The sequence below is a fragment of the Pseudoalteromonas holothuriae genome, assembly GCF_945859825.1.
Lineage (GTDB): Bacteria > Pseudomonadota > Gammaproteobacteria > Enterobacterales > Alteromonadaceae > Pseudoalteromonas > Pseudoalteromonas holothuriae.
This window is the reverse complement of record NZ_CAMAPC010000002.1, coordinates 296,242-322,588: the sequence shown is the minus strand read 5'-3', so window position 1 is coordinate 322,588 and position 26,347 is coordinate 296,242. Positions and strand designations below refer to the sequence as shown.

Below are 26,347 nucleotides of genomic sequence, written 5' to 3'. Positions count from 1 at the left end.
ACGATTAGAAACTGAGAGGGTGATTTATGGCGCATTTTATAGACCGTCGCCTGAACGGTAAAAATAAGAGTACCTTGAATCGACAACGCTTCATTAGGCGCTATAAAAAGCAAATAAAAGAAGCGGTGTCAGACGCTATTAACAAGCGTAGTGTCACTGATACTAGTAGCGGAGAGAGTATTTCTATTCCGCAGCGTGATATCAGTGAACCGACTTTTCATCAAGGTAAAGGGGGTGATAGGGATATGATCCACCCAGGCAATGACCAATTTAGTACTGGTGATAAAATACAACGCCCTCCTGCTGGCCAAGGTGGAGGGTCTGGACCTGGCGATGCTAGCAATCAAGGTGAAGGCGAAGACGACTTTGTATTTTCTATTTCAAAAGACGAGTATCTGGATCTACTATTTGAAGATTTAGAACTTCCGAACTTGCAACAAAGTCAACTTGATAAACTCGTACAAATGAAAACGCATCGAGCAGGGTTCTGTAATGACGGTATGCCTAGCAATTTAGACATCGTTCGCTCTTTAAGAGGTTCTTTAGCTCGCAGAGTTGCTATGTCAGCGAGTAAGCGAAGAAGATTAACACAAGCGCAAGAAGAACTGGCTACATTGCTAAAAGAGCCTGTTCCTCCTCAACAAAAAATTACCGAGCTTGAAACTGAAATTGCTGAACTTAAGCAAAAAATTGCTGCGGTGCCATTTATTGATAACTATGATCTTCGCTTTAGAAATTATGAAAAGAGACCACACCCAACGAGCAAAGCAGTGATGTTTTGTTTAATGGACGTATCGGGTTCAATGGACCAAGCGACTAAAGATATGGCAAAACGTTTTTACATTTTGTTATATCAATTCCTTACTCGAACTTATAAAGATATTGAGGTTGTGTACATCAGGCATCATACACAAGCTAAAGAGGTAGATGAGCAAGAGTTCTTTTATTCGCAAGAAACCGGAGGCACCATTGTATCTAGTGCACTTAAGCTGATGGATGAAATAGTTAAAAAGCGATATTCGCAAGGCGATTGGAACATATACGCAGCACAGGCATCTGATGGGGATAACTGGGCTGATGACTCACCGCACTGCACTGAGATTATGACAAATAAACTGCTTAAAGCTGTTAGGTATTATGCTTATATCGAGATCACAACGCGTGCACATCAAAGCCTATGGCGAGAATATCAAGCAATCGCGAGCACACATGATAATTTTGCTATGCAACATATCCGTTCCGTTGAAGATATTTATCCAATCTTTAGAGAACTGTTTAAGAAAAACCGTCAACAACAAGGCGCAGCTTAGCCACATTGGAGGGAGCTTATGAGTTATAACCCAATGAATGATGGGCCTGATTGGACATTTGACTTGCTCACAGAGTACCAAACAGAGATTGCCCGGGTTGCAGAGCATTACAGATTAGACACATACCCAAATCAAATCGAGGTGATAACCGCCGAACAAATGATGGATGCATATTCCAGTGTTGGTATGCCAATAGGTTACAGTCATTGGTCTTATGGCAAAAAGTTTATTTCAACAGAGCAAAATTATAAACGTGGACAAATGGGTTTGGCTTATGAGATTGTCATTAACTCAAATCCCTGTATCGCTTATTTGATGGAAGAGAATACTTTACCGATGCAGGCGTTAGTAATGGCGCATGCATGTTATGGCCACAATTCATTTTTTAAAGGTAACTATTTATTTAAAACTTGGACCGATGCTTCATCCATTATTGATTACTTAGTATTTGCCAAAAACTATATTGCTCAATGTGAGGAAAAATATGGTATTGACGAAGTTGAAAATCTTCTAGATTCATGCCATGCATTGATGAATTATGGCGTTGACCGCTACAAACGACCACAACAAATTTCAATGTATGAAGAGCAAAAAAGGCAAAAAGAGCGGGAAGACTACCTACAATCACAAGTTAACGAACTATGGCGTACCATTCCAGTTAACCCTCAGGAAGAGCGTATGAAGAAGGTTCACTTCCCTAGCGAGCCTCAAGAAAACATTCTGTATTTTATCGAAAAGAATGCACCTTTATTGGATTCTTGGCAACGTGAAATCATTCGTATTGTTAGAAAAATTTCGCAATACTTCTACCCACAACGCCAAACACAAGTAATGAATGAAGGTTGGGCTACATTCTGGCATTACACTATTTTGAATCACCTATACGATGAGGGGAAAATATCAGATGCATTCATGATAGAGTTTCTGCAAAGCCATACCAATGTAGTTTATCAACCGCCATACAATAGCAAGTTCTACTCTGGCATAAACCCATATGCACTGGGCTTTAACATGATGGTTGATATTAGACGAATTTGTGAAAACCCAACTGAAGAAGACACTGCATGGTTTCCTGAGTTTGCTGGAAGCAATTGGTTAGATACACTACATTTTGCCATGGAGAACTTTAAGGATGAAAGTTTTATCAGCCAGTTTTTATCCCCTAAGTTAATTCGTGAGTTTAAATTATTTACCATTATTGATGACCATAAGAATCCACACCTGGAAGTTGGCGCAATACATAATGATGAAGGCTATCAAAAAGTAAGATCTTCTTTATCGGCTCAGTACAATCTGAGTAACAACGAGCCAAATATTCAGGTGTACGATGTCGATGTTAGAGGTGACCGCTCTCTCACATTGAGGTATGTCCCACATAATGGCATTCCATTGGCTGAGTCTAAAAGTGAAGTTTTAAAGCACCTATACCGACTTTGGGGTTTTAATGTCAGACTTGAACAAGTAGATGAAGAGGGTAAAAAACAAATTATTGCACAATGCCCAGTTGAAGGTGGTGATGATTAAAAAATTAGTGGCACTATGTAAGCCAGTGCCACAACGTCATTCAAATAAATAGTTTTGGTTTTCCACTTTGCTAGGCTATTTTTTCAACTCTGACGTAAATTGCGTAACTTGATTTCGCCCGTTCTCTTTAGAGTGATACAAAGCCATATCTGCCGCTTCAATCCATTGCTCATGTTTACTAAAGTCATCACTATAGGTCGCAAACCCCACGCTTACTGTAATGTTTATTTTTTGTTCATCATAATAAATAGAAGACTTTTCAATTAGGCTACGCAATCGCTCAGCAAATATCATTGCTCCTTCAGCATCAGTATCAACTAAAGTAACAGCAAACTCTTCTCCTCCATATCGACCTGCTGTATCTGTTTCACGCAATGTTTTCTTCAGCAGATCCGATATGTGTCTAATCGCTTCATCTCCACCACTGTGACCATACTCATCATTAACACGCTTAAAATGATCAATATCGAACATTAACAGAGAGCTAGAACCTTTACTGCGCTTAAGGCGCATGAACTCGTTGCGCAATCCAGCCTCCCAATAGCCTCGGTTAGAAAGCTGCGTTAAACTATCTGTACGACTAATTCGCTCAAGCTCTTGGTTTACTTTCTCTAGTTCGACTTTATTCATCGCCTCATCAGTTACATCGTAAATGATAATACAAATATGCCCTACTTCACCGGTTAACGTAGACAAAGGAATAATGGTCGAGTTTTGGTACATATAATCCGCTTTACCAGTTATCGGCCGGTAATTTTTAAAGCGAAAAATATAAGGTTGTTGCTCCCATATAGTAAAAGAGCGGTTTTTTAATACAAACACCGACTCAGTTTTAGAACGGAACCACTGCTCATCAATACTAGGAAAAATATCAAAAATATCTTTATCTTTTACTGCACTGGGTAATAACCCTGAATGATTTTCCATAAAACCATTCCACACACACACTCGATACTGTCTATCCAACACCACTAAACCAACATCAACGGTATTGAACATATCCATTAACCAGTGTATTTCATTCATTTCAAAATCAGCAGAGGGCATAGTTTTAATCTTCTAAAAGGTAAGCAACTTTGTATTTTAATGTTTTTAAAGAGTCTTCCGTAAACAAAAGCATTAAGTCACAATTAATGTTGTGGTTTTCAATACCATAGCTTATTTCTATTGCCAATGTACGCTTCCACCTGTTTTTGTTTGCTTTCACTAAGTCTGACACATCACAGTGTTGACCCAAAACCACAGGATGCCCTTGGCTAAAAGGCATATCAAGCTGCTTCGACAGACCAGTTAAAATAGCACCAATCAAGATGTTACTAATATCCATTAGCAATTCAAGTTCTACTTTATCAGTTAATTCACCATGGTAATTCATTAATGACGCAACTTCTTTAAAGCTAGAATCATTAAGCAACAATAGCGCCTCACCTGACACTCCACCGCCAATAAATCCTTGGCATACACCTGATGTACTGGCACTTGCATCAATCGCTTGCAAGGCCATATGTAATTCACTCACTTCCAAAACATTAACATTAGGAATAGGTAGTTCTACAAACACATTTAGCAATCGCGCCAATAGATCGCCGGCTTGCCCCATCGCCACATTTGTTAACTCTTGGTAGATGTCTCGGATTTCCGGCTCAAGTTGCTCACCCAGTTTATGAACTAGGCTTTCTCTGATTGACCTATCGCGAATGCCATGGTGCTCAATAATCTCAATCAATTTATTCGCATCGCATGGTTTACGAATAAAATCTATCGCACCCAGCTCGATAACTCGCTGATGTGCATTAGGCTGAATGTCTCCAGATACGACCACGGTGAGTACATTCAAATCTTGATCTCTAATAGCCTCTAAAACACCGTAACCATCCATTTGCGGCATATTGAGGTCGAGAAAGAGGATTTCAGGTGAGAATTGTTTAATTTTTTCTAGGCAATCAATACCGTGCTCAGCAAACTCCACTTTTATATCCCAATCATTGGGCAACGAACGCGCTAATTGTCGGCGCGCTAATTTCGAGTCATCACATATTAAAACCAATGTTGACATAAAAGCTCTCTTACATTGACAAACCATTCCACCAATGAGATGTTATGCAATGGTTGCATTTGTTGTTTTTAGGTTACGATAATAAAATATCGCTTGTTTTAGCAGCTCATGTTAATAAATTCATCATTGATTTACAACGTAATTCCTACCATAAGCTTGGTTCACAATTAACAGTATAATACACTCTTATAGATTACGATAATTGACTTAGGACTCAGATTATGAATAAAGCAGTAATTTTTGCGCTCACTTTAATCTCTACCCCATTGTTTGCTATAGATTTAGGTGAAAACCAAATTGATAATGCTAAGGTGAGTGCAAATGGCAAGCATGTTACCTTACTAGGCAATGGTGTCGAAGTTGGGCAAAAAGCACCTAACTTTAAAGTAGTTGATGACTCATTTGTCCCAGTTACACTTGATAGCTTTTCTGGAAAAGCGGTTTTGATCAGTGTTGTGCCAAGCTTAGATACCGGTATTTGCAGTTTACAAACAAAACACTTTAACGAGAAGGTAGCAGGCGAATACAAAGATGTGGTGATGCTCACAATAAGTGCAGATCTGCCTTTTGCCCAAAAGCGCTTCTGCCAAGCACAAAACATTGATAAAGTTCAGACCTTATCTGATTCCGTATGGCATGATTTTGGGAAAAACTATGGTTTGTATATTAAAGATATGGGTCTGCTAAGCCGCGCCGTATTTATACTAAATAAAGAGCACCAAATTGTTTATAAACAACTCGTTGAAGACTTAGCAACCGAGCCTAACTACGATAATGTAATTACCAATCTGAAAGCACTCTAAACTCAATATAAACTAACATGCAATGCTCGCCTTTGCGGGCATATTTGTTATTACTTGCTAAACATCAATATTTACAAGTTTGTTTTATGGCTATTGCAAGGAAAAATATAGATGTCGTAAAGCCATCACAAAAACAGTCTTTGTCACAACCACTAAGTTGAAACCTCACTGCTATAAACTTGCTAAGTAGAAGTATTTTTAAATACGCTCAGATAAAGCATGAACGCTTAAATACTCTACTCGTTATTATTTTTAACTTTATAAAAATTTCAGCTAATTGAAAAAACCTGTAAATAGTTTTTATGATAAGTTTATAGTGAGGATATTAACAATAAGCATGTGCAAACAATGCACATACTTATTGGCTATTTGTTAGCCTAGCAATTGTGCTAGTTGCTGACTTACCGCGTCAACAGCCTGAGTACCATCAAGCCTGTGGTATTGAGTATTGCCAGCGTCAGCCTCCGCTTGATAATAAGATACCAGTGGTTTAGTTTGGTCATGGTAAATACTTAAACGCTTACGTACTGTTTCTTCAACATCGTCATCACGAATAATTAAATCTTCGCCTGTTACGTCATCTTTGCCTTCAACTTTAGCTGGGTTGTAAACAACATGATAAACACGACCAGAACCTGGGTGAACGCGACGTCCACCCATACGCTCTACGATGATTTCATCCGCCACATCAAACTCAATCACATGATCAATACTAATGCCATTGTCTTTCATTGCATCTGCTTGAGGAATAGTACGAGGGAATCCATCTAACAAGAAACCCTTTGCACAGTCTTCTTTAGTAATACGCTCTTTTACAAGACCAATGATAATTTCATCAGAAACCAATTGACCTGCATCCATTACTTTTTTAGCTTCTAGACCAAGAGGTGTTCCCTCTTTAATAGCAGCACGTAGCATGTCACCAGTAGAGATTTGTGGAATACCGTATTTGTCCATTAAAAACTGTGCTTGAGTGCCTTTACCTGCACCCGGCGCGCCTAGAAGGATAATGCGCATAATTATGTTCCTCGTATCGGGGTTTGTTTGAAATTGTCTAAATTTTTTCACATGCGTGTAAGATTCTCAAGCGACTTATACTAATTGCTGAGTTTAATATTAAATTAGGCACAAAAAAGGGGCTACTTAGCCCCTTTCAATACTTTTGCTAATGCTTATTTACTTAAATCAAGCATTAATTTATTCAAACGCGTCACAAATCCAGCTGGATCTTTTAGACTACCACGTTCAGCGAGTAATGCTTGGTCTAACAAAACTTCAGACCACTGAGCAAATTTATCTTCGTCTTGCTCTACATTTAGATGCTTAACCAATTGGTGCTCAGGGTTTAGCTCAAATACAGGCTTTGAATCTGGAACAGCTTGGCCCACTGACTCCATTAATTTTTGCATTTGAGAACTCATATCATGCTCATCAGCAACAACACAAGCTGGTGAGTCAGTTAAGCGGTGAGTAAAACGCACTTCTTTTACTTTATCCGCAAGTACTGTTTTAACACGTTCAACTAAACCTTCTACTTCTTTTTCGCTTTCTTCTTGTGCTTTTTTAGCTTCTTCATCATCTAAGTCGCCTAAGTCTAAATCACCACGAGTAATTGACTGGAATTGCTTTTCAGCAAACTCAGTTAAGTGGCTCATCATCCATTCATCTACACGGTCAGCAAGTAACAGTACTTCGATGCCTTTTTTACGGAAGATCTCAAGGTGTGGAGAACTTTTAGCCGCTTCAAAGCTATCTGCAACCACATAGTAAATTTTATCTTGGCCTTCTTTCATACGCTCAATATATTGCTCAAGTGATACATTCTGAGTCGTTTCATCGGTATGTGTTGAACTAAAGCGTAATAATTTAGCAATAGTTTCTTTGTTAGTTGCATCTTCTGCTGGACCTTCTTTGATCACTTGACCAAATTCATTCCAGAATGTTTGATACTCTTCAGCTTTGTTCTTACCCATACGCTCAAGCATTTTCAGCACACGTGACGTACAACCCTTACGAATTGCCTGTGTGATCTTATTATCTTGTAATATTTCACGCGATACGTTTAATGGAAGGTCGTTTGAATCTAATAAGCCCTTAACAAAACGTAAGTAACTTGGCATAAACTGCTCAGCGTCATCCATAATAAATACACGCTGTACATATAGTTTTAGGCCGCTCTGACGTTCGCGGTTAAACATATCAAACGGTGCTTTTTTAGGAATATAAAGTAAACTTGTATACTCAGTTTTACCTTCTACTTTGTTATGTGCCCATGTTAATGGCTCTTCCCAATCATGGCCTACATGCTTGTAAAACTCTTTATACTCTTCTTCACTGATTTCAGACTTATCGCGAGTCCACAGCGCTGTAGCACGGTTAATTGCTTCCCACTCACCAGGTACTGCTTCAATTTTTTCACCTTCAGGACCTTCTGACTCTGGTACAGGCTCTTTATACATTTCTACAGGAATAGAAATATGGTCTGAATACTTAGTAACAATACCGCGTAGTCTAAAGTCATCTAAAAACTCTTTTTCGTCTTCACGAAGGTGCAGCACAATATCTGTACCACGACTGTCTTTGCTAACTTCAGCAATAGTGTAATCGCCTTCACCTTTTGAGTGCCATTCAACCGCAGTTTCTTCACCTGCTTTGCGAGTCGTTACAGTCACTGCATCTGCCACAATAAATGCAGAATAGAAACCAACACCAAACTGACCAATTAGTTGCGAATCTTGCGCTTGGTCACCTGTTAGGTTTTGAAAAAACTCTGCTGTGCCAGATTTTGCGATAGTACCGAGTGCACTAATCACTTCATCGCGTGTCATACCAATACCATTGTCAGAAATAGTAATGGTGTTGGCGTCTTTATCGATGCTTACGCGAACACGAAGGTCTGCGTCACCGTTATATAAATCGCCGTTTGATAAGGCTAAAAAACGTAATTTGTCTGCTGCGTCAGATGCATTTGACACCAGTTCACGTAAAAAGATCTCTTTGTTTGAATACAAAGAATGGATCATTAGGTTTAGTAATTGTTTGACTTCTGTTTGAAAGCCTAATGTTTCTTTTTGAGCTGCGGTCATTGTTCTCTCCGATATAACCAAGTAATGCACAATTGATATACCAAGGGATATGGGGGAGAGTTTTTTAACTTCAAGGGACTTATAAAAATTAATTTAAGAAGTTAAGCGTTCAATACCAAAAGTGACATCAAACGCCAATCAACATAGCTATTAATCTAAATTACGACGACCAGAAAACGCATGCATCAGTGTCATTCCATCAACTAAATCAAGCTCTCCGCCTACTGGCATACCATGAGCAATACGTGACGCTTGTGCCTGATACTTTTGACATAGCTCATTTATAAAGTGCGCTGTAGCCTCTCCTTCAACTGTAGGGTTGGTCGCCAAGATCACTTCATCAATATTACCCAGTGATAGCTTTTGCTCCAAAACATCCAAGCCAATCTCTTTTGGCCCAATACCATCAATAGGAGACAAATGCCCCATCAAAACAAAATATAGTCCTTGATATTGACCGGTTTGTTCTATCGCCAACACATCAGTTGGAGACTCAACTATACAGAGCAAACGGCTATCTTGGCGTTTAATACTTTGGCATATATCGCACTGCGCACTTTCTGAGAACGTTCTACATGACTCACAATGACCGATTGTTTGCATCGCTTTGGTCAAACAATTACCTAACTGGGTACCGCCATCGCGGTCTCGTTCTAGTAGGTGAAAAGCAATTCTTTGCGCCGATTTTGGGCCAATGCCCGGCAAGCAGCGCAACGCTTCAATAAGTGCGGTTAAACTAGGTGATAATTGCATAAAATAGAGTTTTCTAATTGGTTCTGCTGAGCTTATCAGCAAAGCATTAAATAATACTGCAAAAAGTACCATAACCATTGGCTAGAGTACACCACACAGTCAATAGCCCTTCAAAGTGACGAAGTTTTAGACTAAAAATAACGAGGCTTTAAACAAGAGAAAGTGAGCCAACATTACGTTAACTCACCAACTTATAATGAAAAATCAGTTAAAGATGGATCACTGCACTGAAAAGCTAGTTTCGGCTAGCAATGTATAACCGTTGTTCTCGAACACTCTTAATAAATACTCGCCAGCTGCAAGCCCTACAAAGGTACGACTCCCTGAGGTTTCGCCATTAATATATTGCCAATCAATAGAGTATACAGAGCCATCACTTGGGTTACCCTTGTAATAAATACCAAGCCAATCTTGAGGATTACCCGGTGCATGAGTGAAGTTTGCAATAATACTTTCGCTTTCTGTGTAAATACTTTTCGAGGTCTTAATTGCAGTTGCAGTATTATTGCCTAAATCAAGCACAGCACTCACATCTGACCAACTCAATTCGTATACCGCATCAACCCTAGGTGAGGCGCCGTTTTTATGAAATAAACGCAGTTGAATTTGTTTTTGCTCAAAATTATTCACTAAGAAGCTATTTGCAATAGTAAGTGAGAACGTTTTATTTACCTGTGTACTATCAACTAAAACACGGCCACCGCTGCTATCTGACGGGCTCGCACTATCAGTAGACACATTAACGTAGTAATCGGTGTCGGCCCCAAAGTATTGGGTATTTGTTAAAGTAAACCTAACTTGTAAATCTTTACCCTCAGCCTTTAATGCAACACCGTCAAACTGCACATTTCGATCTAGTGAGTCAGCCGAACTCTGATTAGATGGAGTTTTAATCACAAAAGTGCTTTGGTACCACAAGTGATCAGAAGGAAAGTCATAAATTTCGTACTCTGGTGTTTGAGTGACGTTGTTTACCAATCTTCCAACATGTGGATCCTGCCAATTATAATGATTATCTTGACCATCGGGCCCTTTAAAATAAGTACTAAAACGAGGCCCTACAAACGCTGCACTTTTTAACCCTACACCTTGAGTGTCTTTATTATAATAAATAAAATCGATTCGATCTCTGTCATCCAGCGCTCTACCACACTCTTTAGTATAAGAAACACTATGAGTCCAACTGTCTTCTTGTCTAAATGGCCATGATGCCCCAGGGTGAGTAACTGGGTTAGGGAAAAGTTCACGATAACTATCGGTTAAGCCACCTTCACGTATTATTCGATGAGATTTATAGTCATAAACAGTACCATTGTGATCAAACATATTTGCTGTCGCAGGCGTCCAATCTAAACCGCTTGGCTCGTTGGTATCTCCACCCATTATCACCGGCATGCCACTTGCTATGTATGGCGTCAAAGCGGCCAATAAACTAGCTGCTTGTGCTGGGCGCTGTGACTGGTCATTAAGCTCATCCAACTGACTCCTATCACTAACGGCATTACAGTGCTTTCTTGCTTGCCAAGTACTGCCGTTGCCACCGCGTGCATCATAAGAAACATATTGCGTGTAATTCCAGTGGTTTGACCAAACAGCAACATTTCTGCCATTAACATCTAAAATGGCACCTATATGACTGCCGTTCACATCACCTTCTAGTACTCGCTTAATCGGAAATTTTGATAAAATACCCAACGAGCTTGTAGAGTGATCACCTTGCCATAAGTTCATATCTAGATCTTTTGCCAACCTCGCATTGGCCCCATCGGCTTCTTGCGTAAAGATAATATCGGCATCTAAATGCTTAAACTCAGCAACACCTATTTGGTAATAATGCGCTTTTATACTTAAGTCATGCCATAAATTGGCAGTAACAACTTTTACTTCGGTATCATAAATTAATGGCTGTGCTTGCGCTGGTATAAAGTGGTTAAATCCTACCAAAGCGAGTGCTGTGGCAAAACAGGTTGAAAGAGGCTTTTTCATTTGTACGTCTACTTCTTGGTGAACGACTAAAATTAACAAGTCGCACAAGATACGGACTGATTATTACCTTTTAGAAAACAAACAATGACGAAATCACGATACTATCGTGACGACACAGTGACGAAATTATGACAAGCAATTGCTAAGCCCAAGGCCATTAGCAAAAATGATACTATCGATAAAACGTTCGCTTTTCTTTTTAAGAGGCCCATACGCAATAATTAATCATAAAACAAGTGATTTGACCCCCTTTAGTTTTTTCAAGAAGTTTAAATCATGAAATAACCTAAAAGGGTTTATGACAAGAGACCCACATATTGCAGAGTCCTTGGTATGGTTCAGCTTATTACTTGTATTCGTAAAGCGGTTTATCTGCCATAGTACAAGTCGTTAATATAAAAGAGCAGTATCTCCCTGTGTCAGGACAGTTGTCGCCTCAGTTTATCATGAGAATTACCTCTAACGTGGACATTCACTCAAACTTAAAAGTCCTAATACTGTATCTATGCTGCAAGTTCTTCAACATCATTTCAATATGTGCCTAAGTGCCCGCCGATGCTTTTGGAACTTTATTATACGCAGCAAGGAACTGTACATAAACACAGTTGTATATATAATTCCCTGAAAAATTATTCAACTAATTCATAGGGAAATTATGCAAACAGAGCTAGAAGCAAACGCACCAAAAGACTTTGACTTTATAATAGGTGATTGGACAGTAACTCATCGAAGATTGAAAGAAATACTCAATGGCAGTAATGAGTGGACTGAATTCAAGGGAAGATCATCGACAATAAAGACGCTTGGTGGCTTTGGTAATTTAGAAGATGTATATCTTGAATTCCCAGATGCGTCATATAGAGCCGTTACACTTCGCTCTTTTAACGCGGAAACCAATTCCTGGTCAATTTGGTGGCTGGATAGTCGATTTCCAGACACATTAGATGTTTCAGTTGTGGGTAGCTTTAATGAGGGAGTTGGACTGTTTTATGCTGATGATATTCTCAATGAAGTAAGAATAAAAGTTAGGTTTATGTGGGATTCATTAGTCCCAAGTAAACCTCGATGGGAGCAGGCTTTTTCAAAAGATAATGGTAAAACTTGGGAAACCAATTGGACAATGGAGTTTTTAAAAAGCCAATAGCGTGCAATACGCTGCGAAATTACCAGCAAGAGCTGGGCAAATACAAATTAACTTTCGTTTAAAATAAAGACCAACTGCATTTAGTTAAAACTTCATTTAAGCCATAAGTATAACAGCTCTTTGCTACCCCAAATTTCAGACAAAAAAATAGCGCCAAACGGCGCTATTTTATATAATTCTTAATTAGAACGGCATTTTCATACCTGGTGGTAACTGCATACCACCGGTTACTTCAGCCATTTTCTTTTCTGACTCTTCACCTACACGACGTACTGCATCATTTACTGCTGCTGCCAGTAAGTCTTCGATCATGTCTTTGTCGTCTTCCATTAGGCTTTCGTCAATTTCAACACGGCGTACATTGTGGCTACCTAACATAGTAACTTTGACTAAACCTGCACCAGCTTCACCAGTTACTTCTAAGATTTTAATGTCTTCTTGGGCTTTTTGCATGCGCTCTTGCATTTGCTGCGCTTGCTTCATCATGTTACCCATTCCACCTTTAAACATAATATGCTCTCTTACATAAATTTAATTTGGCTAAAAGATAAGGGCTATTGTAACTGATTACAATGCCTGAACTGTATTTTCGTCTACTGTTGCATCAAACTCTTGTACAAACTGCACAATATTTGAGTCTTGATTGATCACATCCACAGCTTGCTGATAACGCTCAGCATCAATTTTTTGTTGTATTAAGTACGGCGAATCAATTACGCCAGGTGCAAAAATAATATCAAGCTGTATCTCATAGCCATAGATTTCACTAAGTGAAGCAATCAATTTTTGCCGCAACATCGGGCTATCTAAGTGTTGTTGGCTTTGATCTACCTCTAACTTAAATTGGTTTTGATCTTTGGTAAAAATAGAATGCAGTGCAAATTGACGCATTCTGCCACCCAACCCCATTCGCTTAATTAAATGCGCCCACTCGTCTTGTTGATGAGCAAATTTAATTTCGCTGATCGGGCTACTAAAGTCATTTGGTACTGGAATGCTTGGCTCAACAGGCTCAACTTTTTTACTGCTAGTAGTTGGCGCTATTTGCTGTAATAGCTCAGGTGCTAACTTGCTTTCATCCGTTTTATGCCGCGTTTTAAAGTCAGGCTTTTTCTTAACGGGTGTTGTTTGGCTTGTTGGCGCTTGCTGCGCCTGAGGCTTTTTTACCTCATCACCCTGCCCTTGCAATAACTGCCCCGCACCTGAGATTTTTCTATTTTGCAAAATACGCGCAATGGCAGATTGTGCTTGTTGCTCTTTGTCTGCGATATGTGGTGCAACATCTTGCTGCTGAGCTTGTTCACTTTGCCCAGTAGAGGGCTCGCGACTCAGGCTAGGCGTTTGATGTTGGTTAGCTGCTGCATTATCTACAAAGCCCTGTTCATTCGCTTGTGCCATCACTTGTTCATATTGTACAGCGTACTCTTGTTGCTGCGCGCTTTCATCATCGCTTCTATCTTCATGATGATGCTGAATATGACTTTCTCCTGAAACATAACTTACTGACGTATTTTGTTCAGCATCTTGAGGCGTATTTTTTTGCGCTGTATTCGTTTGAGATATGCTCTTTTGAGCAATATTCACTTTGGTTTTTGGTTCTGCCTCAACCTGACTGACAATAGGTGCTGTTGGTTTCGCTACAGGCGTCTCTTGTGATGTTGTTGCTTGCATTGTGTCACTCATTTGAGTGGCGTCGCTAGATTTATTTAACAACGCACGCAATCCACCCACTTTATTGTTTGCTTGCTCAGTTGGTGATACTTGCTCAACAGGGGCACTGTGTAAATTTGTCTTTTCAAAAGCTAACAAACGCAACATCAGCATTTCAAACCCAAGCTTCTGCTCTGGTGCCCATTTTAAGTCTCGTTTACCATTGAGCAATAATTGATAGAAAAGCTGTACTTTTTCAGGACCAATTTGTTGCGCTAACGTTGTTACATCCTGTGGGTCAAAATCACTAAGCCTTGCAGCTTGTGGCACTAATTGAGCTAATTGCATGGCATGTGTTAATGCAATTAAATCATCTAATACACTGATAAAATTGCCATTTTGAGTTGCAATATTATCAACTGCTTGCATTAAAGCTTGTGCTTCTTGGCACATAATAGCTGACAATAAAGTTATCGCGTGCGCACCATCCATCAAACCCAGCATGTGTTGAACTGCACTCAATGTTAAATCACTATTAGTTTGTGCAATCGCTTGGTCGGTTAAACTTAGTGCATCTCGCATACTACCATCAGCGGCTTTGGCTAATGCATGTAGTGCTTGATCTTCAAATTTAACTTGCTCTTTGGGCAATATATCACTCAGCTGGGTGATGATGTCGTGCTGCGACATTGCATTAAGGTTAAATTGCAAACAGCGAGAGAGAATCGTCACTGGCAGCTTTTGTGGGTCGGTCGTAGCGAGCAAAAACTTCACATGCTCTGGTGGCTCTTCTAGGGTTTTTAATAAAGCATTAAAACTGTGCTTGGAGAGCATGTGTACTTCATCTATCAAATACACTTTGTAACGGCCACGTGTCGGTGCATATTGCACGTTATCTAAAATCTCGCGAGTGTCTTCAACTTTTGTACGTGACGCGGCATCAATTTCAATTAAGTCAATAAACTTACCAGATTCAATATCTTGACAACTACTGCACTGCCCACATGGGTTTGATGTAATTCCTTGGTCGCAGTTAAGGCTTTTGGCAAAAATACGGGCGATGGTAGTTTTACCAACGCCCCGAGTCCCAGTAAATAAGTAAGCGTGATGCAATCGCTGTTCATTCAGCGCATTAACTAATGCCTGTTTGACATGCTGCTGACCTACCAATTGATGGAAGGTTTGTGGGCGCCACTTTCTAGCTAGGACTTGATAACTCATATTATTCGCCTTCGAACTCAACAAGCTTTAGTACGTTAATGCCCATATCGACAACGCGCTTTTCACCACCGAGCTCAGGTAAAGATACAACGAACGCAGCATCTGTTGCATTGCCACCAAGGCGTGATACTAATTTAGCCGTCGCTTCAATAGTGCCACCTGTTGCAAGTAAATCATCAACCAGTAACACTTTGTCACCTTCAACAATCGCATCAGTATGTAACTCTAAAATATCTTCGCCGTATTCAAGTTGATAAGCTTGAGAAATAACCTCACGTGGTAACTTACCTGGTTTACGTACTGGAATAAACGGAATACCTAAGGCATACGATAAAGGCGCACCAAAGATAAAACCACGAGACTCTGTACCAATGATTTTAGTAAAGCCTTTGTCTTTATATGCTGCAACAAAACTGTTTATGGTTGCTTGGAACGCTATGGGGCTAGCCATGAGCGTTGTTACATCACGAAACATAATGCCCGGCTTTGGGTAATCAGGGATCGTAACAATACTGTCTTTTATTATCGACGAATTAACTTGTGTCATGTTAGGCACGCTTTGTTAAATAAACTTTTAAAAAAGTGATTATAACAAGATTGGCCAAACATGGAATGCTATGAGCAGGGATTCTCGAGTAAACGAGGCAGAACGTCTTATAAACATACAAAAAAGGCTGCAATTGCAGCCTATTCAATGCAAAATTATACTTTAAGCAGCCAATACACTAGCCCAGCCAAGAATTGCATTTAAGCATCCAATCCCAACAAAAACTGCTAAGAATGCAATAAAGTATGTTGCATTGAACGGATCTTTAAATTCACCTTTAGACATAATACTACCTTAATTAAGCACGACAAAACGGCGCACATAATAATCGATAAGCTAGCTAGGATAAAGTGCTATTATGCGTTTTTACTGGCAATAATGTCCATTTTTGTAAATGCAGATAAAGTTTGCTCTGCGCCACCATACAACTGATCATAACTAAATTGTGGTAGCTGATGATGCACTTGCCCCACCAAATCAGCCAAGCTAATTGCTGGGTTTTGCTCAATGATTTGCAATAGCATCGCAGTCATTGCATTTGAAGTCAAAAAGGTCACCTCCTCATCTTCGTCAAGATAAATCACAAAGTAATGAGGTTGTTCACTTGCCTCTTGTGGCTGAAACTCAGTGCTTACCTGATGTACAGGAAACGAATAGCTTAAGTTTCTTGCTGTATCTTTAAAGTATAAGGGTTGTTGCTGAATATCGGTTACTGGTACATAGTCATTTGTACTTTGACAAACTGCAACATCTAACTCTGACCACTCATAGTGTGCCAGTTCCAACATAAATACGGGGTCAAAAGAAGTTGGCTCATATTCAAACTGTAAGAAATGTAAAAACTCTTGGCTTATTTCAAGAAAATAGGGAGATTGACAGTCATGATCAACAAAAAACTGGCGAATCAAAGCCCGCCAAGTAGCTTCACAATATAAACTTTTTAGTACTGGGAATGCTGAAGAGACAAAACCTTCAATGTTATTAAAAAATAGTTCTCGATAAATATTAAGACGCCTATCTTCAACATCATTTGGGGCTTTGGCCTGCTCGGGGTTACGAATATGCGCCATAAATTTACTTTGAACATCGATAAAGGACATTATGCTACTCCTTTAACTTGACCTAAAAATGGTTTTTGCAAGTGCTGAATATGCGAAAGTTCACTTTGTAGCTCTGTTATATTAGGAATATTAAAGTCTCGTTCAAGTAACGTTGAAAAAACACCATGATGCTGATAAGCCTGCCGCAGTAATTGCCACACGGGATCGCATACTGGGGCACCATGCGTGTCTATTAACAAGTCTTCTTCCTCTTGATAATGGCCGGCAACATGGCCATAAGCAATACGCTTGGTTGGCATTGCTTTTAAAAACTCAAGCGCATCATAACCATGATTAATACTGTTAACATAAATATTGTTAACATCTAACAATAAATCACAGTCAGCTTCCTCTAAAACAGCTAATGTAAAAGCTTGTTCCGACATTTGCTGACCTGGCGCAGCATAATAAGAGACGTTTTCCAGAGCAATTCGCTGCTCTAAAATATCTTGTACTTGCTTGACCCGCTTTGCAACATGCATAACCGCCTCTTGCGTAAATGGTATTGGCATTAGGTCATACATATGTCCTGTTCCTGAGCAATAACTCAAATGCTCACTGTAAAGCTCAATGCCATGCTCGTGGAAAAACTGTTTAAGCGCTTTGACAAATGCAATATCTAACGGTGCTGGAGAACCTAAAGATAATGATAAGCCATGACAAATAAACTTGTGCTTATCGGTTAGCTGTTTAAACTGTCGTCCATATTTACCACCCATTTTAAGCCAATTTTCTGGCGCAACTTCAAAAAACTGAGCCTCAGAGGGAGTGTCAACAAGAAAGTCATCAAGCATTTCTCTTCTGAGCCCTAGCCCAATATCGCCAAGCTTATTTATTTGCATTACTTACCTCATAAATAGCCAGAGCAACCAAAGTTGCTCTATATGCAGTATTTATTAGCGATTAATTAGAACCACATTTACCTTCGCCACACTTACCTTCTTTTTTACCTTTGTGCTCGCCACCACATTTACCTTCGCCACACTTACCTTCTTTTTTACCTTTGTGCTCGCCACCGCATTTGCCTTCGCCACACTTGCCTTCTTTTTTACCTTTGTGCTCGCCACCGCATTTGCCTTCGCCGCACTTACCTTCTTTTTTACCTTTGCTTTCACCACACTTACCTTCGCCGCACTTACCTTCTTTTTTACCTTTACTTTCACCACACTTACCTTCGCCGCACTTGCCTTCTTTTTTACCTTTACTTTCACCACACTTACCTTCGCCGCACTTGCCTTCTGCACCATCTAGCTGATAACCAGCAGTCATAGTTTCAAATGCAAATGGATTAGCTTGTGCTTCGCCTGCAGTTAGACCAGCAGTACCAATAACAACAGCGCCTAACGTTAACGCGATAGAGTTCTTTTTAATTGTATTCATGACAGATTCTCTTTTAAAAATAAACGATTCATTGAACAAGACCATACGTGAACTAAAAATATTTCACCATAAACTTAAAAAAAGCAAATTTACACTTAGAAAATATCTAAGACTCGTTTAGAATAGCCGCCTTTTGGTCCACATATTGAGCAACATGAAACTAGTATTAGCCCCAATGGAAGGCGTTGTAGACTTTAAAATGCGTCAGTTACTGACCGATATTGGCGGCTTTGACTTATGTGTAACTGAATTTATCCGTGTAGTAGATTTAACGTTGCCAAGACGTGTTTTTACTCGATACTGTCCCGAGTTACTCAATCAAGGCAAAACCAGATCGGGTACCCCTGTTAGAGTACAGTTATTGGGGCAAGTACCTCATGCGCTCGCTGCAAATGCAAGAAAAGCGGTGAAACTTGGCTCTCATGGTGTTGACCTAAACTTTGGTTGCCCGGCCAAAACCGTTAATAAGAGTAAAGGCGGTGCAGTCTTGCTTAAAGAACCAGAACAAATGTATCAAATAATTAAAGCAGTTAGAGAAGCTGTACCGAATGAACATGCGGTAAGCGCAAAAATACGTTTGGGTTTCGATGACGACAGCAACAGTAGCGAAATCGTTGATGCAGTACAAAGCGCTGGCGCTTCAAGCCTTGCTATACATGCAAGAACCAAACGTGATGGTTATAAACCACCTGCTTATTGGGAGAAAATTCCCCCTTTATTATCTAGAGTTGACATTCCTGTTATTGCCAATGGTGAAATTTGGCAGGTAGAAGATGCCCTGCTGTGCCAACAAAGAAGTGGCTGTGAAGATTTAATGCTGGGCCGAGGCGCACTTGCAATGCCTGATTTAGCAGCAAAAATTAAAGCAAAAATACATAATCATACCCACAATACACTTAGTTGGGAAAATGTGATTTATCACATTTTACATTCATCAATGCATCAAGACTCAACTGTAAGCGAAAAATATTTCTCAGCACGTACCAAACAGTGGTTAGGCTATTTGAAACGCCAGTACCCTCAAGCACATGAGTTATTTGATGAAATTAAAACCCTAAAGTACAAAGATGATGTCGTCTTAGTGCTTGAGAAATACGCAAAATGTCCATCTCTTGATTCAAATCATAATAACTTTTTTTAAAGCTGATGATAATAGTTGTTCACAGGAGAGCAACTATGAATTCAAAGCAAACAAGACACTTTCAAGACCAGTTAGAGTGCGAATTATTTACTGTTAGACAAGCATTGTTAGCTGAACTGAAACAGTCGAGCCAAAACTTTGCAGGCGAACTTGCAAAATTGTTAGAACAAAGTTCGCCCGCAAAGTGGCTAGATATTACTGCTGAGCATATAAACCCACAGCAATACCCACATGTTCAAAGACTTTTAAAACTTGAAGCTGCCCTTTGCCAAATTGACATAGGGCAATTTGGCTACTGCTGTGATTGTGAAGCCCAGCTAGACGCGAATGCTATCCAGACCGACCCAACTATTCAAAGATGCAGAAAATGCGCCCTAAGGCACACATAGATTAGATTGCAGCTAAAAAAGTTAATATACTGCCTGGGTAAAGGACCGTATTTTCTATTAAAGCAGAGACTTGCTTATCTGCTATATGCAACCTAGAGCCTAACGTCAGGCTTGCTTGTTTATATGACCAACCTTGGTAATTTATACCTAGGTCTATCTCCATTAATGCCAATAACACCTTCTTGGTTTCATTGGTCAGCTTTGGCTTGCAATCAGCATATGTTCCAGGCAGATTTACATACTTGTCAATCCAATTCAGACCCGGTATTAAATTATCACAATATTGCTTAAGTACACTCAGCGCAAATGGCTCGACAATATCAAGTTTGATATCGCTAGACGCTTTATTGCGACTCTTAGCCAGCTGTTCTTGAACTTCATTAAGTAACATATTCGGCGCAACAGCCTGTGTGTAATAAAAGTTTAGCTTACTTTGGTACCACTCTTTTCCATTGGGAATTTGATAAAGTCCAATGCCGCTTCTAGGCTTATATTTCTCTAAATATGCCTGTAAAGTTTCCCCCATAGATACATCAGTTAAGTAACTTTTTAAAAGACTTAGTTCTATGCGAGACAAATAAATCTTGCTCTGTTTAGCCTTATCTAATCTTGCTATAACTTGTGTCATCCACTGCTTTATTTGTTGCTCACTTGCTTGCTGCATCAACGCATTATGTAACACATTGACGTGTGCGGGCCAAGGCAAATAACGTTCTGGATAGCGCTCTTGAATTTTTAAATAATTAAGCTCGCTTTGCTGGTTTTCGTTTAAGCTATCTGCTGAGAGTCGATTATAAATCTCATGTCTTTTCTCTAAGTACGTATCGGTAAAAGGCAAAAAAGCCAAGCCTTCCTCACGCTCTGATGGTATTAGAGCCAAATTAATCGAGCGTACTTTTTGTTCCGCTATTTGGTAGCTAATTTGCTCAGAAACTTGATCACATCCAACTAAACTCAAAGAAACGGCAACGAATAATAGAAATATTTTTAAAATGGTGGTTTGCATATATTTAAGGTTATTTTAGGTAATAAAAAAGCCCCTTGCGGGGCTTCTTAGTTAGATCTTAACGCCTTTGCGCTGAGCCTTGTCTTTAATAAACGTAGCCCAACCTCTTGCAAATTTACGTGTTCTTGGATCTTCTTGTGCTTTAACAATCGCTTGGTATGCTTGCTTATATTTATCTTGATATAAGTAAGCCTCAGCTAAGTCGGAGTAGGTACTCCCTTTCTTGTCTGTACCAAGTTCAAGCGCTTTATTTAATCGAACAACCGCTGCACTGAACTTTTGCTCAGTTAATAGTAGGCTACCAGCCTTTCTATAAAGTTCAGCATCATCGTCAAACTTTGCAGCTTCTTCATAGTAACTAGCCGCATCAACTAAATGCTTAGCTTGATGGTAGTAACTTGCCGCAGCAGTTACATTCTGCTTAGTACGCTCAACTTTTCCATCCTTCAGTGCTTTTTCAAAAACAATAGCAGCTTTGTACGGAATATCGTTAAGCGAGTAATAGCTACTCAGAATTTTATAGTGATTTTCTTTCTCAAAGTAGCCTTTGTTATATGCCACTTCCATTACAGTTAAACCGTCAGAGTAATCTTCAGTCTGCATGTAGAAAGAGCCCAGTTGAGTCCACATCTTTGGATCTTCTGGAAACAATTTCACTAATGTTTCTGCAACTTTTACTGCTTCTTTATATTGCTTAAGTTCAAAGAAAGCACCTATTTTAAGCATGTGATATTGCTTTTCAGGCTCTTTCTCTAATTCAATCGCTTTGTCAGCTGGCTCTACAACTTTGTTGTATTGCTTAAGCTCATAAAAACCCTGAGCTATTCGTGCATATACTTTTGGATCTTCTTCACCAGTGAAGTCCATCCAATCGCGGTATGTTTTAATAGCTTCTTGGAATTTACTTGTTCCAGCGTATAAATCACCTAACAGTTTAAATAAATCAGCTTGGTCTTTAAAGTTCAACGCGTCAGGGGCAATAGCTAAGCGAATATACTTAATCGCATCGTCATACTGCTCTTTTTGCGCATACATGTTGCCTAAGTAACGATTAACTGTCGCTTTATCAAAATCATTGGATGGGTCAAGTTCACGAAGCTCTGCGATCGCCTCGTCAATTTTGTCCTCATTGTACAAATCAAAAGCTTTTACGACTTTCTTACCTGTACGTTCACCCATAATTTTGGTTTTGGCGTTTTTACGTTCTTCAATCTTGGCATAGTCAGGTGCAGCACTAGCCGCAGTACTGTACACAGTGCCTGATAAAGACATAAGTAGCGCAAGAGCAGTTGCTTTCTTAAAATGCGTCATTTCTTGCCTCCTTAACCTTGATTGAGTTTGAAATCTAACTGAACAGTAATACCAGGTTGTCTTTCAGGTTTCCCATCAACAATCTTTGGTCGGTATTTCCATTTACGTAAAGCTCTAATTGCTTCGCGATTGAAAATACGCTTAGGTTCAGCATCAATAATTTCTACATCTTCAACACCACCAAGTTCGTTAATCGTAAAGGAAAGTTGTACCCAACCTTCTTTACCATCGCGTGCTGCTTGAACCGGGTATTTAGGTTCAATACGAACGATAGGTGTTGCGTCACCGTCACGGCCAAACTCACCAGGGCCACTTAGACCTCCAGCAGTTCCCCCTAAGTCGATGCTTGGCATGTTAAAACCAATAGCACCCGCTGCAGGGTTAGCATTTTCAGGTTGAGGCGGCTGCGGTTTAGGCGGCTGCTTCGGTGGAGGTGGCGGCGGAGGCGGAACACGCTTCCGCTCCTGCACCTCTGATTCAGGTGGATTCGTCAAAATTTCGACCACTATCTGTTCTTTTTCATCTTCAGCCCTATCAGCTCCACCGGAGATCAGGTATGACATAAAAAAGAATAAGCCGAAAGTAACTGCCCCACCTGCAATCAGTGAAAACAGAACACGAATCATTACTTAGCTCCAGCAATTGAAATTTTCAGGCCGTCATCAGTGGCCTTGATTTGATCCATTACTTTTACAACTACACCGTGCTTAGCACCCTTATCCGCTTGGATAATAATAGCCTCAGTTGGTTGTTCAGCAAGAATACTCTCAAGGTTTGCACTAACACGCTCGACATCTACTTGACGCTTGTCCATCCAAATTTCACCATTCTCACGAATAGCAATAAAGACGTTAGCATTTTTAGTCTTTTGAGCTTGAGCAGCCTTTGGCTTCTTAACTTCAATACCCGCTTCTTTTACAAACGAAGTGGTTACGATGAAGAAGATAAGCATGATGAATACGATGTCAAGCATCGGTGTCATATCTACTGCTGCTTCTTCTTCCTCACGAAAACGTTGTTTACGTGCCATATTAATATCTCTCTTTAGTGATGAGGCAAACTATCTACCAGCTTTTCTTTAGCCATTTTCGCCCTTGCTTCAAGACGAGTGCTAAAGAATACACCTGATAGTGCCGCAACCATTCCAGCCATTGTTGGTATCGTTGCCATTGAAATGCCTGAGGCCATTAAGCGTGCGTTACCAGTACCCTGAGTTGCCATCGTTTCAAAAACGCTGATCATACCCGTTACTGTACCTAGTAAGCCAATTAATGGACACATGGCTACCAATGTTTTGATAATCAACATGCGCGCTTCTAATTTTTCAGACGCTTCAGAAATCCATGTATCACGGATTCTGTGTGCGTACCAAGACGTAGTGTCTTGGCGGGCATCCCACTTAGCTACAATATCCGCTTTCATTTTCGGATACTCAGCGAGTAGGAACCAATAGCGCTCTATCATTAAAACCCACATTAGAAAGAGTGCTATCGCGACCACGTATAAAACCTGGCCGCCTGTGCCAACAAAATCCCTGATAGATTCCCATATCTCCACCAGGACTAGCATTAGGCTTTCTCCTTCTCCGCATGCGAAGCAACGATACCTGCGCTTTGCTCGTCAAGGATGTGTAGTACTGCTTTACTACGACCTGCAACGATTGCGTGTACTAAAATTAGAGGTAGCGCAGCAATTAGACCTAGAGCTGTAGTTACAAGCGCTAGAGAGATATTACCAGCCATTAGTTTCGGGTCACCCGTACCAAATAACGTAATAGTTTCAAACGTTTTAATCATACCTACAACCGTACCTAATAGACCTAGTAATGGTGCAATTGCGGCCAAGATCTTGATAATATTAATGCCAGCATCAATACGAGGCGTTTCACGTAGAATCGCTTCATCAAGTTTAAGCTCAAGGTTTTCAACGTCTTGGTTTTTATTATCATGGTATACTTTCAAGATACGACCAAGTGGGTTGTTTTCGTTAGGTGTATTGATGTTTTTGATTTGCGCTTTGATTTTAGAGCTAACTAACATTAAGTCAACAAATCTTACTAACGCAATTAACGCACCTACAGCTAGTAAGAAAGTGATTACATAACCTACTTCCTCACCTTGATGCCAACGCTCTTCAGGCGTAGAACGCTGAGTGTTCAAACGAAGGATTGCGCCACGTGCAGGGTCAACGTAGAATGAATTATACTCACCCGCTTTAGTGCTAAGTAAATCACTTACTGAAGCTAATACATAACCGTCAGGCTGCTTAGGAAGTGGTACGATTGACTTGTTAGCCGCATCATATATTACGTAGCCATCTTTAGTTACTAAGTTGAAGTTACCAACACGAGTAACTTGCTTAACACTAGTTTCACCACTTAGTTCAGCAACTTGAGCTTCAAAAGTAGACACTTTTGCAGATTCAGTCATTTCTGTTTGAAAAGCAATCCAAAGTTCTTCAAGCTCGCGAGTAGTAGGTAGTTCTTTTGCCGCAGCAAGAGAGCGCAATACTTCAGCACGTCCTGGCTTTTCAGCACTTACTAGTGATGCTTCAATTGAACCGATAGCTTCTGATGCAGAGCGACGAACAACACCGAACATCTCACCTAAAGTACCTGTAGCATTTGCAAGCTCAACTTCTTTCTCAGCTAACGTGATTTCGTTTTGTTTAAACTCTTTGTTTAAACGCTCACCACGTGCTTTTTCTGAAGCCAATTCACTCTTTGCTTTGTTAAGCAATGATTGCTGGTTTGAACGCGAAGAAAGAAATTCCTGCTCACGTTGCTTATTAAGTTTACCTTCAGAAATACGGTTTTGTTTTACTTCTTGTAAGATTTTATCAAGAGCTTGCGTATTAGCGTGTGCATTTAGCGCGGCACCTGCAGAAACAGATAGCGCAGCAGCTACTGCAAAACCTTTAAATAATTTTCTCATTATTTATTACTCCGCGCCAAAAATTGGTAGTGCTAACAGTTCAGGCGCAGCCTGACCACGTGCGATACGAATGAACGTTTTAACTGGCTTTAAGTATTCATCGCCAAGTTCATCCCACTGCTTAGTTGTATTGTTCCAAACCCAAGCATGTTTTAAGTCGAAAGACTGTGCAACGTAAGCTATGCGGCCAAGACGTGCAAAATCAACGTTAATATTTTTGCCGTTGATTTCAAGCGTACCTTGAGATGCAGCCTGAGTTGAACTGTAATCAGTTTCAATCGTGTATGCTTCAAGTACTTGACGGAATTTTTCAGATGTAGTTACGCTAGAACTAGAAAGTAAGTCACGTAGTTTTTCTACGCGGTTCATGCGTGTTTCTGTCTCAAACGGAACGTCCGCTTTGATGAATTGCTCAAGCGTATCGATCATGCGATACATCAAAGGCACAACGTCCTGTTTTGTCTTTTCAATTGTTCCGATCTGACGATCAAAAGATTCGATGCCAGCTCTTTGGTCAGCGACCAAACGGGCAACGTGGTCGTTATAAACTTTAAGCAGTTCAGTTTCATCAACAACGCTGCGGTACTCGCCGATCATTTCTTGCGTTTGACCAAAGATGTTGTCGATTTTTTCTTGAGACTTTTTAGCAGCCTTTTGAGTTTGTTGACCTACTTTTTGTACGTCGTTCAAAGGATCTGCAATCACATTGCTGCTTGCAAATGCCGTTGCGCCTAGAAGCGCAGTAGCTACAAGACTCTTTCTGATTTTAACAGACATAGTTCCCAACCAATTAAGTAATGTTACTTTTATAATTTTATCACCCCCTATAAGGGAGCAACCCTGATAACTTTTAACAGATATCAACTGTCCAATAATGCTAAATGCAAGTCGCTGTGTCAACTTCACTTGCAAAACAAATTTTTCAGCCTTAAAAAAATAAACCCGATATAAAACAAAAAATTAACATGGTTTTTTTTTCTCCCCTCTTATAAGCATTGATAATAAAG

26 protein-coding genes are annotated in these 26,347 nt (G+C 39.9%); 6 read left to right on the top strand and 20 right to left on the bottom strand.

Annotation, left to right across the window (positions count from 1 at the left end; all coding sequences use genetic code 11):
- The first annotated feature begins 26 nt into the window (after positions 1-26).
- Complete coding sequence (locus OCI93_RS03720; protein WP_261625806.1) at positions 27-1,310, top strand: YeaH/YhbH family protein; 1,284 nt, start codon at positions 27-29, stop codon at positions 1,308-1,310.
- Between the two features lie 18 nt (positions 1,311-1,328).
- Positions 1,329-2,834 (top strand): SpoVR family protein, encoded by a 1,506-nt coding sequence (locus OCI93_RS03715; RefSeq protein ID WP_261592721.1) that lies wholly within the window; start codon positions 1,329-1,331, stop codon positions 2,832-2,834.
- Positions 2,835-2,909: 75 nt separating this feature from the next.
- Here the strand turns inward: OCI93_RS03715 and OCI93_RS03710 are convergent, their stop codons facing one another.
- Both OCI93_RS03710 and OCI93_RS03705 read right to left on the bottom strand, forming a co-directional pair.
- Complete coding sequence (locus tag OCI93_RS03710; RefSeq protein WP_261592720.1) at positions 2,910-3,881, bottom strand: sensor domain-containing diguanylate cyclase; 972 nt, start codon at positions 3,879-3,881, stop codon at positions 2,910-2,912.
- A 4-nt stretch (positions 3,882-3,885) separates the two neighbouring features.
- On the bottom strand, positions 3,886-4,890 hold the full coding sequence (locus OCI93_RS03705; RefSeq protein WP_261625805.1) for a response regulator: 1,005 nt from the start codon (positions 4,888-4,890) through the stop codon (positions 3,886-3,888).
- Positions 4,891-5,111: 221 nt separating this feature from the next.
- Between OCI93_RS03705 and tpx the strand changes: the two genes are divergently transcribed.
- Positions 5,112-5,693, top strand: coding sequence for a thiol peroxidase (tpx, locus tag OCI93_RS03700; protein ID WP_261625804.1), 582 nt, complete (start codon positions 5,112-5,114; stop codon positions 5,691-5,693).
- A 372-nt stretch (positions 5,694-6,065) separates the two neighbouring features.
- Here the strand turns inward: tpx and adk are convergent, their stop codons facing one another.
- The 4 genes from adk to OCI93_RS03680 all read right to left on the bottom strand — a co-directional run bounded on the left by adk (position 6,066) and on the right by OCI93_RS03680 (position 11,518).
- Entirely contained in the window at positions 6,066-6,710 is a 645-nt protein-coding gene (gene adk, locus OCI93_RS03695) for an adenylate kinase (protein WP_261625803.1), read from the bottom strand.
- A gap of 155 nt (positions 6,711-6,865) precedes the next feature.
- The gene (gene htpG, locus OCI93_RS03690; protein WP_261592716.1) at positions 6,866-8,779 is read right to left on the bottom strand and encodes a molecular chaperone HtpG; all 1,914 of its coding nucleotides are present in this window, start codon (positions 8,777-8,779) and stop codon (positions 6,866-6,868) included.
- Positions 8,780-8,929: 150 nt separating this feature from the next.
- Positions 8,930-9,532 (bottom strand): recombination mediator RecR, encoded by a 603-nt coding sequence (gene recR / locus OCI93_RS03685; RefSeq protein WP_261592715.1) that lies wholly within the window; start codon positions 9,530-9,532, stop codon positions 8,930-8,932.
- A gap of 219 nt (positions 9,533-9,751) precedes the next feature.
- On the bottom strand, positions 9,752-11,518 hold the full coding sequence (locus OCI93_RS03680) for an endonuclease/exonuclease/phosphatase family protein (RefSeq protein WP_261625802.1): 1,767 nt from the start codon (positions 11,516-11,518) through the stop codon (positions 9,752-9,754).
- 655 nt (positions 11,519-12,173) lie between these two features.
- On the opposite strand from OCI93_RS03680, the gene OCI93_RS03675 reads away from it, so the two are divergent.
- Positions 12,174-12,662 (top strand): DUF1579 domain-containing protein, encoded by a 489-nt coding sequence (locus OCI93_RS03675; protein WP_261625801.1) that lies wholly within the window; start codon positions 12,174-12,176, stop codon positions 12,660-12,662.
- A 183-nt stretch (positions 12,663-12,845) separates the two neighbouring features.
- Here the strand turns inward: OCI93_RS03675 and OCI93_RS03670 are convergent, their stop codons facing one another.
- The 7 genes from OCI93_RS03670 to OCI93_RS03640 form a co-directional block, all read right to left on the bottom strand.
- Positions 12,846-13,172 carry a YbaB/EbfC family nucleoid-associated protein gene (locus OCI93_RS03670; RefSeq protein ID WP_261592712.1) on the bottom strand — a complete coding sequence of 109 codons (327 nt, stop codon included), beginning with the start codon at positions 13,170-13,172 and terminating at the stop codon, positions 12,846-12,848.
- A 57-nt stretch (positions 13,173-13,229) separates the two neighbouring features.
- Positions 13,230-15,533, bottom strand: coding sequence for a DNA polymerase III subunit gamma/tau (gene dnaX / locus OCI93_RS03665; protein ID WP_261625800.1), 2,304 nt, complete (start codon positions 15,531-15,533; stop codon positions 13,230-13,232).
- A gap of 1 nt (position 15,534) precedes the next feature.
- Positions 15,535-16,080: an adenine phosphoribosyltransferase gene (gene apt / locus OCI93_RS03660; RefSeq protein ID WP_261592710.1), complete on the bottom strand. Its 546-nt coding sequence runs from the start codon at positions 16,078-16,080 to the stop codon at positions 15,535-15,537.
- 162 nt (positions 16,081-16,242) lie between these two features.
- The gene (locus tag OCI93_RS03655) at positions 16,243-16,365 is read right to left on the bottom strand and encodes a hypothetical protein (protein WP_261625799.1); all 123 of its coding nucleotides are present in this window, start codon (positions 16,363-16,365) and stop codon (positions 16,243-16,245) included.
- A 71-nt stretch (positions 16,366-16,436) separates the two neighbouring features.
- Positions 16,437-17,180 (bottom strand): HvfC family RiPP maturation protein, encoded by a 744-nt coding sequence (locus tag OCI93_RS03650; RefSeq protein WP_261625798.1) that lies wholly within the window; start codon positions 17,178-17,180, stop codon positions 16,437-16,439.
- Positions 17,180-18,022, bottom strand: a complete 843-nt coding sequence (locus tag OCI93_RS03645; RefSeq protein WP_261592707.1) for an HvfB family MNIO-type RiPP peptide maturase — start codon at positions 18,020-18,022, stop codon at positions 17,180-17,182. Before OCI93_RS03645 ends, OCI93_RS03650 begins: the two co-directional genes overlap by 1 nt.
- Positions 18,023-18,083: 61 nt before the next feature.
- On the bottom strand, positions 18,084-18,560 hold the full coding sequence (locus tag OCI93_RS03640) for an HvfA family oxazolone/thioamide-modified RiPP metallophore (RefSeq protein WP_261625797.1): 477 nt from the start codon (positions 18,558-18,560) through the stop codon (positions 18,084-18,086).
- A gap of 154 nt (positions 18,561-18,714) precedes the next feature.
- On the opposite strand from OCI93_RS03640, the gene OCI93_RS03635 reads away from it, so the two are divergent.
- A complete protein-coding gene (locus OCI93_RS03635) occupies positions 18,715-19,701 on the top strand; it encodes a tRNA-dihydrouridine synthase (RefSeq protein WP_261592706.1) in 987 nt (328 codons plus the stop codon).
- 35 nt (positions 19,702-19,736) lie between these two features.
- The gene (locus OCI93_RS03630; protein ID WP_261592705.1) at positions 19,737-20,090 is read left to right on the top strand and encodes a conjugal transfer protein TraR; all 354 of its coding nucleotides are present in this window, start codon (positions 19,737-19,739) and stop codon (positions 20,088-20,090) included.
- Between the two features lies 1 nt (position 20,091).
- On the opposite strand, the gene OCI93_RS03625 is transcribed toward OCI93_RS03630, so the two are convergent.
- From OCI93_RS03625 to OCI93_RS03595, 7 genes are read right to left on the bottom strand one after another with little or no spacing between them, the layout of a single operon-like run.
- On the bottom strand, positions 20,092-21,096 hold the full coding sequence (locus tag OCI93_RS03625; protein ID WP_261592704.1) for a hypothetical protein: 1,005 nt from the start codon (positions 21,094-21,096) through the stop codon (positions 20,092-20,094).
- 51 nt (positions 21,097-21,147) lie between these two features.
- Entirely contained in the window at positions 21,148-22,407 is a 1,260-nt protein-coding gene (locus OCI93_RS03620) for a tetratricopeptide repeat protein (protein ID WP_261592703.1), read from the bottom strand.
- Between the two features lie 11 nt (positions 22,408-22,418).
- Positions 22,419-23,033 (bottom strand): energy transducer TonB, encoded by a 615-nt coding sequence (locus OCI93_RS03615; protein WP_261592702.1) that lies wholly within the window; start codon positions 23,031-23,033, stop codon positions 22,419-22,421.
- Positions 23,033-23,437 (bottom strand): ExbD/TolR family protein, encoded by a 405-nt coding sequence (locus tag OCI93_RS03610; RefSeq protein WP_261592701.1) that lies wholly within the window; start codon positions 23,435-23,437, stop codon positions 23,033-23,035. The genes OCI93_RS03615 and OCI93_RS03610 overlap by 1 nt, the downstream gene beginning before the upstream one ends.
- 14 nt (positions 23,438-23,451) lie before the next feature.
- Positions 23,452-23,976 (bottom strand): MotA/TolQ/ExbB proton channel family protein, encoded by a 525-nt coding sequence (locus OCI93_RS03605; RefSeq protein ID WP_261592700.1) that lies wholly within the window; start codon positions 23,974-23,976, stop codon positions 23,452-23,454.
- Positions 23,976-25,340: a MotA/TolQ/ExbB proton channel family protein gene (locus OCI93_RS03600; RefSeq protein ID WP_261592699.1), complete on the bottom strand. Its 1,365-nt coding sequence runs from the start codon at positions 25,338-25,340 to the stop codon at positions 23,976-23,978. Before OCI93_RS03600 ends, OCI93_RS03605 begins: the two co-directional genes overlap by 1 nt.
- Before the next feature lie 6 nt (positions 25,341-25,346).
- Positions 25,347-26,117, bottom strand: coding sequence for a DUF3450 domain-containing protein (locus tag OCI93_RS03595; protein ID WP_261592698.1), 771 nt, complete (start codon positions 26,115-26,117; stop codon positions 25,347-25,349).
- Positions 26,118-26,347: the final 230 nt, after the last annotated feature.

Coding starts and splice junctions, on each gene's coding strand:
- OCI93_RS03625 (WP_261592704.1), bottom strand. CDS start 21,096: ATGCAAACCACCATTTTAAAAATATTTCTATTATTCGTTGCCGTTTCT.
- recR (WP_261592715.1), bottom strand. CDS start 9,532: ATGCAATTATCACCTAGTTTAACCGCACTTATTGAAGCGTTGCGCTGC.
- OCI93_RS03680 (WP_261625802.1), bottom strand. CDS start 11,518: ATGAAAAAGCCTCTTTCAACCTGTTTTGCCACAGCACTCGCTTTGGTA.
- OCI93_RS03640 (WP_261625797.1), bottom strand. CDS start 18,560: ATGAATACAATTAAAAAGAACTCTATCGCGTTAACGTTAGGCGCTGTT.
- OCI93_RS03710 (WP_261592720.1), bottom strand. CDS start 3,881: ATGCCCTCTGCTGATTTTGAAATGAATGAAATACACTGGTTAATGGAT.
- apt (WP_261592710.1), bottom strand. CDS start 16,080: ATGACACAAGTTAATTCGTCGATAATAAAAGACAGTATTGTTACGATC.
- OCI93_RS03705 (WP_261625805.1), bottom strand. CDS start 4,890: ATGTCAACATTGGTTTTAATATGTGATGACTCGAAATTAGCGCGCCGA.
- OCI93_RS03675 (WP_261625801.1), top strand. CDS start 12,174: ATGCAAACAGAGCTAGAAGCAAACGCACCAAAAGACTTTGACTTTATA.
- OCI93_RS03620 (WP_261592703.1), bottom strand. CDS start 22,407: ATGACGCATTTTAAGAAAGCAACTGCTCTTGCGCTACTTATGTCTTTA.
- OCI93_RS03605 (WP_261592700.1), bottom strand. CDS start 23,976: ATGCTAGTCCTGGTGGAGATATGGGAATCTATCAGGGATTTTGTTGGC.
- OCI93_RS03670 (WP_261592712.1), bottom strand. CDS start 13,172: ATGTTTAAAGGTGGAATGGGTAACATGATGAAGCAAGCGCAGCAAATG.
- OCI93_RS03615 (WP_261592702.1), bottom strand. CDS start 23,033: ATGATTCGTGTTCTGTTTTCACTGATTGCAGGTGGGGCAGTTACTTTC.
- OCI93_RS03635 (WP_261592706.1), top strand. CDS start 18,715: ATGAAACTAGTATTAGCCCCAATGGAAGGCGTTGTAGACTTTAAAATG.
- OCI93_RS03645 (WP_261592707.1), bottom strand. CDS start 18,022: ATGCAAATAAATAAGCTTGGCGATATTGGGCTAGGGCTCAGAAGAGAA.
- OCI93_RS03720 (WP_261625806.1), top strand. CDS start 27: ATGGCGCATTTTATAGACCGTCGCCTGAACGGTAAAAATAAGAGTACC.
- OCI93_RS03650 (WP_261625798.1), bottom strand. CDS start 17,180: ATGTCCTTTATCGATGTTCAAAGTAAATTTATGGCGCATATTCGTAAC.
- dnaX (WP_261625800.1), bottom strand. CDS start 15,533: ATGAGTTATCAAGTCCTAGCTAGAAAGTGGCGCCCACAAACCTTCCAT.
- OCI93_RS03655 (WP_261625799.1), bottom strand. CDS start 16,365: ATGTCTAAAGGTGAATTTAAAGATCCGTTCAATGCAACATACTTTATT.
- OCI93_RS03715 (WP_261592721.1), top strand. CDS start 1,329: ATGAGTTATAACCCAATGAATGATGGGCCTGATTGGACATTTGACTTG.
- OCI93_RS03630 (WP_261592705.1), top strand. CDS start 19,737: ATGAATTCAAAGCAAACAAGACACTTTCAAGACCAGTTAGAGTGCGAA.
- OCI93_RS03610 (WP_261592701.1), bottom strand. CDS start 23,437: ATGGCACGTAAACAACGTTTTCGTGAGGAAGAAGAAGCAGCAGTAGAT.
- OCI93_RS03595 (WP_261592698.1), bottom strand. CDS start 26,117: ATGTCTGTTAAAATCAGAAAGAGTCTTGTAGCTACTGCGCTTCTAGGC.
- tpx (WP_261625804.1), top strand. CDS start 5,112: ATGAATAAAGCAGTAATTTTTGCGCTCACTTTAATCTCTACCCCATTG.
- adk (WP_261625803.1), bottom strand. CDS start 6,710: ATGCGCATTATCCTTCTAGGCGCGCCGGGTGCAGGTAAAGGCACTCAA.
- OCI93_RS03600 (WP_261592699.1), bottom strand. CDS start 25,340: ATGAGAAAATTATTTAAAGGTTTTGCAGTAGCTGCTGCGCTATCTGTT.
- htpG (WP_261592716.1), bottom strand. CDS start 8,779: ATGACCGCAGCTCAAAAAGAAACATTAGGCTTTCAAACAGAAGTCAAA.